Source organism: Streptomyces sp. NPDC058284 (assembly GCF_042881135.1).
Classification (GTDB): Bacteria; Actinomycetota; Actinomycetes; order Streptomycetales; family Streptomycetaceae; genus Streptomyces.
In genome coordinates this window covers 325361-332211 of the sequence record NZ_JBHVYE010000006.1, presented here as the reverse complement: position 1 = coordinate 332211, position 6851 = coordinate 325361, and the positions used below count along the sequence as shown (strand labels likewise).

The following is a 6851-nucleotide window of genomic DNA, read 5'->3' as shown; positions in this document are numbered from 1 at the left end:
GCCGGGAAGTCCTCGGTGGGGGTCCCCCCGGGCCGTTCAGGCCTGGGGGAGGAGCTACTAGGGCTTTTCGGCAACGCGGCGAGCGTGCGTGCCAGACGGCGACCACCCGGCCGGGGATATGACACAGGCTCTCAGAGCCAGAAGACGACCGCGAGAGCGATCAGCGTGCCGACGGCCACAAGGCCGCCCACGGCGCCGGCGACGAGGGCGGCCTTCTGACTCGTCGGCTTGACTTCCTCCCAGCCCAGTTCCGTGGCTGCGCCGCGGATCAGCCGGTGGCCGTCGGCCGAGGAGAAGGAGTGCCGCTCGCTGCCGTCCAGCGAGCGGCTCCACGTGCGGTAGCGGGCCCGGCCGGTCTCCGTCTTGCTCGCCGTTCCGAACGGGCCGCGCTCCACGGTGCGCACGACATCCGTCATGACGAACGTCTTCTCGTGCGGGCGCAGTTCGACACGGTAGGTGTGCAGTTGCGTGACGCGGCGGCCCACTTGAGGGACGTCCACGTACATGTCGAATCCCCGTTGCGTCCGCCGCAACCGGTACGGCGTGCCCTCCACGGCGGCCACGACTCGGGTGTACAGCGCCTCCGTCAGCATGTGGGCAGGCCCGGCAGCGGCTTGTCGTTGTCGCCGCCCTTGAGGTAGACGTCGCTGACGAAGACATTGGTGTTGCCGCTGTCGTCGTCCGTCTTCGCCCACCAGACGTTCGTCCACCGGCCGTACGTCTCGCGGCGGCCCAGGTTCTGCTGGCAGTAGAAGTAGTTGGTGCCCGCGTTGAGGGTGCCCGCCCTGGCGCCGGCCGCGGTGTACGACTGGGCGGAGCGCCACACCTGGCAGTCGTACTTGCCGCCGCCCGCCGGGTGGCAGGCGGGGGCCGACGCCGGGCCGTCGTCGGTCGGCTTGGTGGTGGGGTCGGAGCGCGAGGGGGTCTTGGCGCCGCCCTTGCCCTTGTCCCCGCCCCTGTCCCCGCCTCTGTCCCTGTCCTTGCCGTCGTCCGAACGGTCCTTGCCGCCGCCGTCGGCCTTGTCGTTCTCGTCGGCGCTGTCGTCCGCTTTCCTGCCCGGTTTGCGGGACTTCTCCTCGCCCTGCCCCGACGGCTTGGGGCGCTTCTTCGACTCGCCGCCGAGGGGGCCGTTGCTGCCGTCGTCCTGCGTCGAACCCGCGCGCTCCGGGGCGGCTTCCTGCCGGGCCTGGGTGCCGCTGTCATCCTTGCCGTCGAGGAAGGCCACGGTGGCGCCCGTCGCCGCGAGGACGACACCCACCGCCACGGCGGCGGGCCAGGCACGGCGGCGGCGCGGGCGCCGGGTGGAGCGTGTCTCGGCGCGGCTCGCGGGGGCGGCGGGCTCCTGCCGCGCCACGGCGGGCGGCGGTCCGAAGCCCGGCGGGGGCGCGCTGGGGATGCTGCGCTCCGTCGTGCCGTACGGCCCCGGCGCGGTCTGCGGCGCGGGCTGCGGCACAGTCTGCGGCACACCGTTGGCCACGGCTTTGGCGCCGGTGCCGTGCGTCGCCGCCGCCACGTCGGTGAGCAGGCGCCGCGCCGTGTCCGCGTCGGGGCGTGCTTGCGGGTCCTTGTCCATGAGTTGGCGCAGTACGGGAGTCAGGGGTCCCGAACGCCGCGGCTCGGGCAGCGGGTCGACGACGATCGCGGTGAGCGTGGACCACGTCGACGTGCGGCGGAAGGGGGAAGAACCCTCGACCGCGGCGTACAGCGTGGCGCCGAGGGCCCAGACGTCGGAGGCGGGCCCCGGGTCGTGGCCCTGGGCGCGCTCGGGCGCCAGGTAGTCGAGCGAGCCGACCAGTTCGCCGCTGCGGGTGAGGTGCGTCGCCGAGCCGTCGTTCGGGTCGTCCATCGTGGCGATGCCGAAGTCGGTGAGGACGACGCGGCCACCGGCTTCCAGGAGGATGTTGCCGGGCTTCACGTCACGGTGCAGAATGCCCACGCGGTGGGCGGCGGCCAGGGCCTCCATCACCTTGGCGCCGATGCCTGCGGCCTCCCGGGGGTCGAGGGTGCCGCGCTCGCGCAGCACGTCGTCCAGGGAGGGGCCGTCGACGAGTTCCATGACGATGAGGGGCCGTCCTTCGACCTCCGCGACGTCGTGCACGGCGACCACTCCGGGGTGGCGCACCCGGGCGGCGGCCCGTGCCTCGCGCTGCATCCGCAGCCGCAGGTCGTTCAGCTCGGGGCCGGCCGCGTCCGTATACGTGCGCAGTTCCTTGACCGCGACCTCGCGGTGCAGCACCTCGTCGACGGCGCGCCACACGACTCCCATGCCGCCGCGCCCGAGCTGTGCCACGACGCGGTAGCGCCCGGCGAGGAGTCTGCCGACCCCGTCCGTCTGTTCCTGGTCCCCCGAATGCACCGCTGCCCCGTTCCTGCGACACGACTTTCCGTGGCGTACAGACTACGGGGCAGCTGTGACAGGCGGTCGCCGGTGTTACTTGCCCGAGACCGTGAGATCGCCACGGCGCGGGCCGGAGAAGCCCTGCAGGCGGGCCAGGGTGAGGCCGGTGAGGCGGGTGACCTCGCCCGCGTCGAGGGCGCCGCAGTCCAGACCGCGCAGCAGGTATCCGGCGAGGGCCTTGGCGGTGGCGGGCTCGTCGGCCACGGCGCCGCCCTCGTGGTGGCCCGCGTAGGCGGCGAGGCGGGCGGCGGCCGACTCGAAACCCTCGCGGTAGAACGCGAACACGGCGGCGTAGCGGGTGGGGATGTGGCCGGGGTGCATGTCCCAGCCCTGGTAGTAGGCGCGGGCCAGGGCGCGGCGGGTGAGGCCGTAGTGCAGTCGCCAGGCGTCGTGGACCTGCGCGGTGGTGCCGACGGGCAGGACGTTGGTGGAGCCGTCGGAGACGCGGACGCCGGTGCCGGCGGCGGCGACCTGCATGACGGCCTTGGCGTGGTCGGCGGCCGGGTGGTCGCTGGCCTGGTAGGCGGCGCTGACGCCGAGGCAGGCGCTGTAGTCGAAGGTGCCGTAGTGCAGCCCCGTCGCGCGGCCATCGGCGGCCTGGATCATGCGGGCGACGGCGGCGGTGCCGTCGGTGGCGAGAATCGACTGGCTCGTCTCGATCTGGATCTCGAAGCCGACGCGGCCGGGCTCGAGACCACGCGCCTTCTCGAACTCCTCAAGGAGCCGCACCATCGCGGTGACCTGCTCGGGATACGTCACCTTGGGCAGCGTCAGGACGAGGCCGTCGGGGAGGCCGCCCGCCTCCATGAGCCCTGACAGGAAGATGTCGAGGGTGCGGATGCCGCGGTCGCGTACCGCCTCCTCCATGCACTTCATGCGGATGCCCATGTACGGGGCGGCGGTGCCGTTCCTGTACGCCTCGGCGACGAGCCGGGCCGCGCGGGCGGCGTCCTGGTCCTCGTCGGCGCCCTTGTAGCCGTCCTCGAAGTCGATGCGCAGGTCTTCAATCGGCTCGCGCTCCAGTTTGGTGCGCACGCGCGTGTAGACAGCGTCGGCGAGGTCGTCGGTCAGGCCGAGGACGGCGGCGAAGGAGGCGGCGTCCGGTGCGTGCTCGTCGAGCATCGCGAGGGCCTTGTCGCCCCACGTGCGCAGCGAGTCTTCGGTGAACTGCTCGCCAGGGATGTACACGGTGTGGACGGGCTGGCGGGTACCTGGGTCTCCCGGGTAGAGGCGCTCCAGCTTCGCGTCCACCGGGGCGAGGGAAGCGCTGATGCCCTCGCTGACCGCGCCGGCGAGGCTCGTTGCCACCTTCTCTTGCTGACCCATTCCCGCATCCTCCACACGCTCGGTGCCGCGCCCGACATTTCCGCTCCACGGAATCAACAATCCGTATAGCGAAGTTATCCGTGACTTTCCTGCTGGTCAACACCTTGCCGTGTCCTGCATCCGTAGGGGACCGCGCGCGTTGACGCGTGTCCCGGAGCCCGGCGGGGACCGGCGCGGCCAGTCTGTGGCCCACAGCCTCCAGCGTGCCCTCGGTGCCGACCGTGCGGGCCGAACTCAAGGAGCCCCCGTGGCCATCGACTCCCCCTTCACGCGCCGTTCCGTCCTGCGGACCGCGCTCGCCGCCGCCGTGGCGCTGCCCCTGTCCGGCACGGCGGTGTCCGGCGGCCCGGCCCACGCCGCCGCGGCGCCGGAAGCGCGCCTGGAGGTCATGTCGTACAACGTCCGCTACGCGAGCAACCGGCCCCCGCACACCTGGGCCGAGCGCCGCCCGGCCATGAAGGAGATGCTCCTGCGCGCCCAGCCGCACGTCATCGGCACCCAGGAGGGCCTCTACTACCAGTTGCAGGACATCGAGACGGATCTCGGCGCCAACTACGACTGGGTCGGCACGGGCGTCGGGGGCGGCAGTCGCGACGAGTTCATGGCCGTCTTCTACGACAACCGCAGGCTGTTCCCGCTCGAATACGACCACTTCTGGCTCTCGGACACGCCCTACACCATCGCTTCGAACACCTGGGGTGCCAACTCGCCCCGCATGGCCTCCTGGGTGCGCTTCCTCGACCTGGTCACCAACGCCCAGCTGTACGTCCTCAACACGCACTTCGACCACGTCAGCCAGAACGCGCGCGAGCGTTCGGCGAGCCTCATGGTCGAACGCATCGCCCAGCTGAACACGGCCACGCCACTCATCGTGACGGGCGACTTCAACGCGACGGCCCACGACAACGCCGCCTACACCACGATGCTGGGCGCCGGTCTCGTCGACACCTGGGACGTCGCCGAGAAGCGCGGCCCGGCATACGGCACGTACGGCGGTTACAAGCCGCCCGCCCTGGGCGGCGGTCGCATCGACTGGGTCCTGACGAGGCCCTCGGCGACGGTGCACGCGGCATCGGTGAACACCTTCTCGCTCGGCGGGCAGTACCCGAGCGACCACTGGGCCGTCCAGGTCACGATGACGCTGTGACACGGCGAGGCCCCCGCTCCGCCGTGCGCGGAGCGGGGGCCTCGTACCGGCAGCGGGCTCAGCCCTTGCGGGACTTGACCTCTTCGGTGAGGGCGGGGACGACCTCGAAGAGGTCGCCGACCACGCCGTAGTCGACCAGGTCGAAGATCGGGGCCTCGGCGTCCTTGTTGATGGCCACGATGGTCTTCGAGGTCTGCATGCCGGCCCGGTGCTGGATCGCGCCGGAGATGCCCGAGGCGATGTACAGCTGCGGGGAGACCGACTTGCCGGTCTGGCCCACCTGGTTGGCGTGCGGGTACCAGCCGGCGTCGACCGCGGCACGCGAGGCGCCGACGGCGGCACCGAGCGAGTCGGCGAGCGCCTCGATGACCGAGAAGTTCTCGGCGCCGTTCACGCCGCGGCCGCCGGAGACCACGATCGCGGCCTCGGTCAGCTCGGGGCGGCCGGTCGACTCGCGCGGGGTGCGCGAGACGACCTTGGTGCCGGTGGCCTTCTCGGAGAAGGAGACCTCAAGGGCCTCGACGGTGCCCGCGGCCGGGGCGGCCTCCACGGCGGCCGAGTTCGGCTTGACCGTGATGACCGGGGTGCCCTGGGAGACACGGGACTTGGTGCTGTACGAGGCGGCGAACACCGACTGCGTGGCCACCGGGCCCTCGTCGCCGGCCTCCAGGTCGACGGCGTCCGTGATGATGCCGGACTTGATGCGGACCGCGAGGCGGGCCGCGATCTCCTTGGCCTCGGCGGAGGACGGGACGAGCACGGCGGCCGGGGAGACGGCCTCGTACGCGGCCTGCAGCGCGTCCACCTTCGGCACGACGAGGTAGTCGGCGAACTCGGGGGCGTCGGCGGTCAGGACCTTGACCGCGCCGTGCTCGGCGAGCGTGGCGGCGGTGGCCTCGGCGCCGGAGCCGAGGGCGACGGCGACGGGCTCGCCGATCCGGCGGGCCAGGGTCAGCAGCTCAAGGGTGGGCTTGCGGACGGCACCGTCCACGTGGTCGACGTAGACGAGAACTTCAGCCATGGGACTTCAATCTCCTGCGGTAACGAAGAAGTTGGGCGGTTGAGGGGTGACTGAAGCTCAGATGAACTTCTGGCCCGCGAGGAACTCGGCGAGCTGCTTGCCGCCCTCGCCCTCGTCCTTGACGATCGTGCCGGCCGTGCGGGCCGGACGCTCGGCGGCCGAGTCGACCTTGGTCCAGGCACCCTCGAGGCCGACCTCTTCGGCCTCCAGGTCCAGGTCACCGAGGTCGAGCGCCTCCACCGGCTTCTTCTTGGCGGCCATGATGCCCTTGAAGGACGGGTAGCGGGCCTCGCCCGACTGGTCCGTCACGGACACGACGGCCGGCAGGGACGCCTCCAGCTGCTCGCTGGCGGAGTCGCCGTCACGGCGGCCCTTCACGGTGCCGTCCTGGACGGAGACCTCGGAGAGCAGCGTGACCTGCGGGACGCCGAGGCGCTCCGCGAGGATCGCGGGCAGCACGCCCATGGTGCCGTCGGTCGAGGCCATGCCCGCGATGACCAGGTCGTAGCCGGTCTTCTCGATGGCCTTGGCGAGCACCAGCGAGGTGCCCATGACATCGGTGCCGTGCAGATCGTCGTCCTCGACGTGGACGGCCTTGTCGGCGCCCATCGAGAGCGCCTTGCGCAGCGCGTCCTTGGCGTCCTCGGGGCCGACGGTCAGAACGGTGACCTCCGCGTCGTCCGCCTCGTCGGCGATCTGCAGCGCCTGCTCGACCGCGTACTCGTCGAGCTCCGAAAGGAGGCCGTCGACGTCGTCGCGGTCGACGGTCAGGTCATCGGCGAAGTGCCGGTCGCCGGTGGCGTCGGGCACGTACTTCACACAGACAACGATCCTCAAGCTCACGCCGGCTCTCCTACTGCATCGTCTTTACTGGGCTGCTGCCTCGGCTCATGGCCACTGCCCCATTGCAGGCAGCATAGGCGCCTGAAGCGGCGGATCCCGGTCGGGGCGGCCCGCGC

At 71.7% G+C, this 6851-nt stretch carries 6 protein-coding genes; 1 reads left to right on the top strand and 5 read right to left on the bottom strand.

Annotated elements, in window-relative coordinates; translation table 11 throughout:
- Window positions 1–131 precede the first annotated feature (131 nt).
- The 3 genes from ACFVYR_RS12160 to ACFVYR_RS12150 all read right to left on the bottom strand — a co-directional run bounded on the left by ACFVYR_RS12160 (window position 132) and on the right by ACFVYR_RS12150 (window position 3724).
- Window positions 132–593 carry a hypothetical protein gene (locus ACFVYR_RS12160; RefSeq protein WP_384254882.1) on the bottom strand — a complete coding sequence of 154 codons (462 nt, stop codon included), beginning with the start codon at window positions 591–593 and terminating at the stop codon, window positions 132–134.
- Complete coding sequence (locus ACFVYR_RS12155) at window positions 587–2356, bottom strand: protein kinase (protein WP_384254879.1); 1770 nt, start codon at window positions 2354–2356, stop codon at window positions 587–589. The genes ACFVYR_RS12160 and ACFVYR_RS12155 overlap by 7 nt, the downstream gene beginning before the upstream one ends.
- Before the next feature lie 75 nt (window positions 2357–2431).
- Window positions 2432–3724: a DUF6986 family protein gene (locus tag ACFVYR_RS12150; RefSeq protein ID WP_384254876.1), complete on the bottom strand. Its 1293-nt coding sequence runs from the start codon at window positions 3722–3724 to the stop codon at window positions 2432–2434.
- 247 nt (window positions 3725–3971) lie between these two features.
- On the opposite strand from ACFVYR_RS12150, the gene ACFVYR_RS12145 reads away from it, so the two are divergent.
- Entirely contained in the window at window positions 3972–4871 is a 900-nt protein-coding gene (locus ACFVYR_RS12145; protein WP_384254873.1) for an endonuclease/exonuclease/phosphatase family protein, read from the top strand.
- 58 nt (window positions 4872–4929) lie between these two features.
- Here ACFVYR_RS12145 and ACFVYR_RS12140 read toward each other — a convergent pair whose 3' ends face one another.
- Together ACFVYR_RS12140 and ACFVYR_RS12135 are read right to left on the bottom strand one after the other, a co-directional pair.
- Window positions 4930–5892, bottom strand: coding sequence for an electron transfer flavoprotein subunit alpha/FixB family protein (locus ACFVYR_RS12140; RefSeq protein ID WP_384254870.1), 963 nt, complete (start codon window positions 5890–5892; stop codon window positions 4930–4932).
- A gap of 57 nt (window positions 5893–5949) precedes the next feature.
- On the bottom strand, window positions 5950–6735 hold the full coding sequence (locus tag ACFVYR_RS12135; RefSeq protein WP_384254868.1) for an electron transfer flavoprotein subunit beta/FixA family protein: 786 nt from the start codon (window positions 6733–6735) through the stop codon (window positions 5950–5952).
- Between the last annotated feature and the right edge of the window lie 116 nt (window positions 6736–6851).

Bases quoted from the DNA above. Each gene is read 5' to 3' on its own strand.
- ACFVYR_RS12160 (WP_384254882.1), bottom strand. From the start codon at position 593: ATGCTGACGGAGGCGCTGTACACCCGAGTCGTGGCCGCCGTGGAGGGC.
- ACFVYR_RS12150 (WP_384254876.1), bottom strand. From the start codon at position 3,724: ATGGGTCAGCAAGAGAAGGTGGCAACGAGCCTCGCCGGCGCGGTCAGC.
- ACFVYR_RS12140 (WP_384254870.1), bottom strand. From the start codon at position 5,892: ATGGCTGAAGTTCTCGTCTACGTCGACCACGTGGACGGTGCCGTCCGC.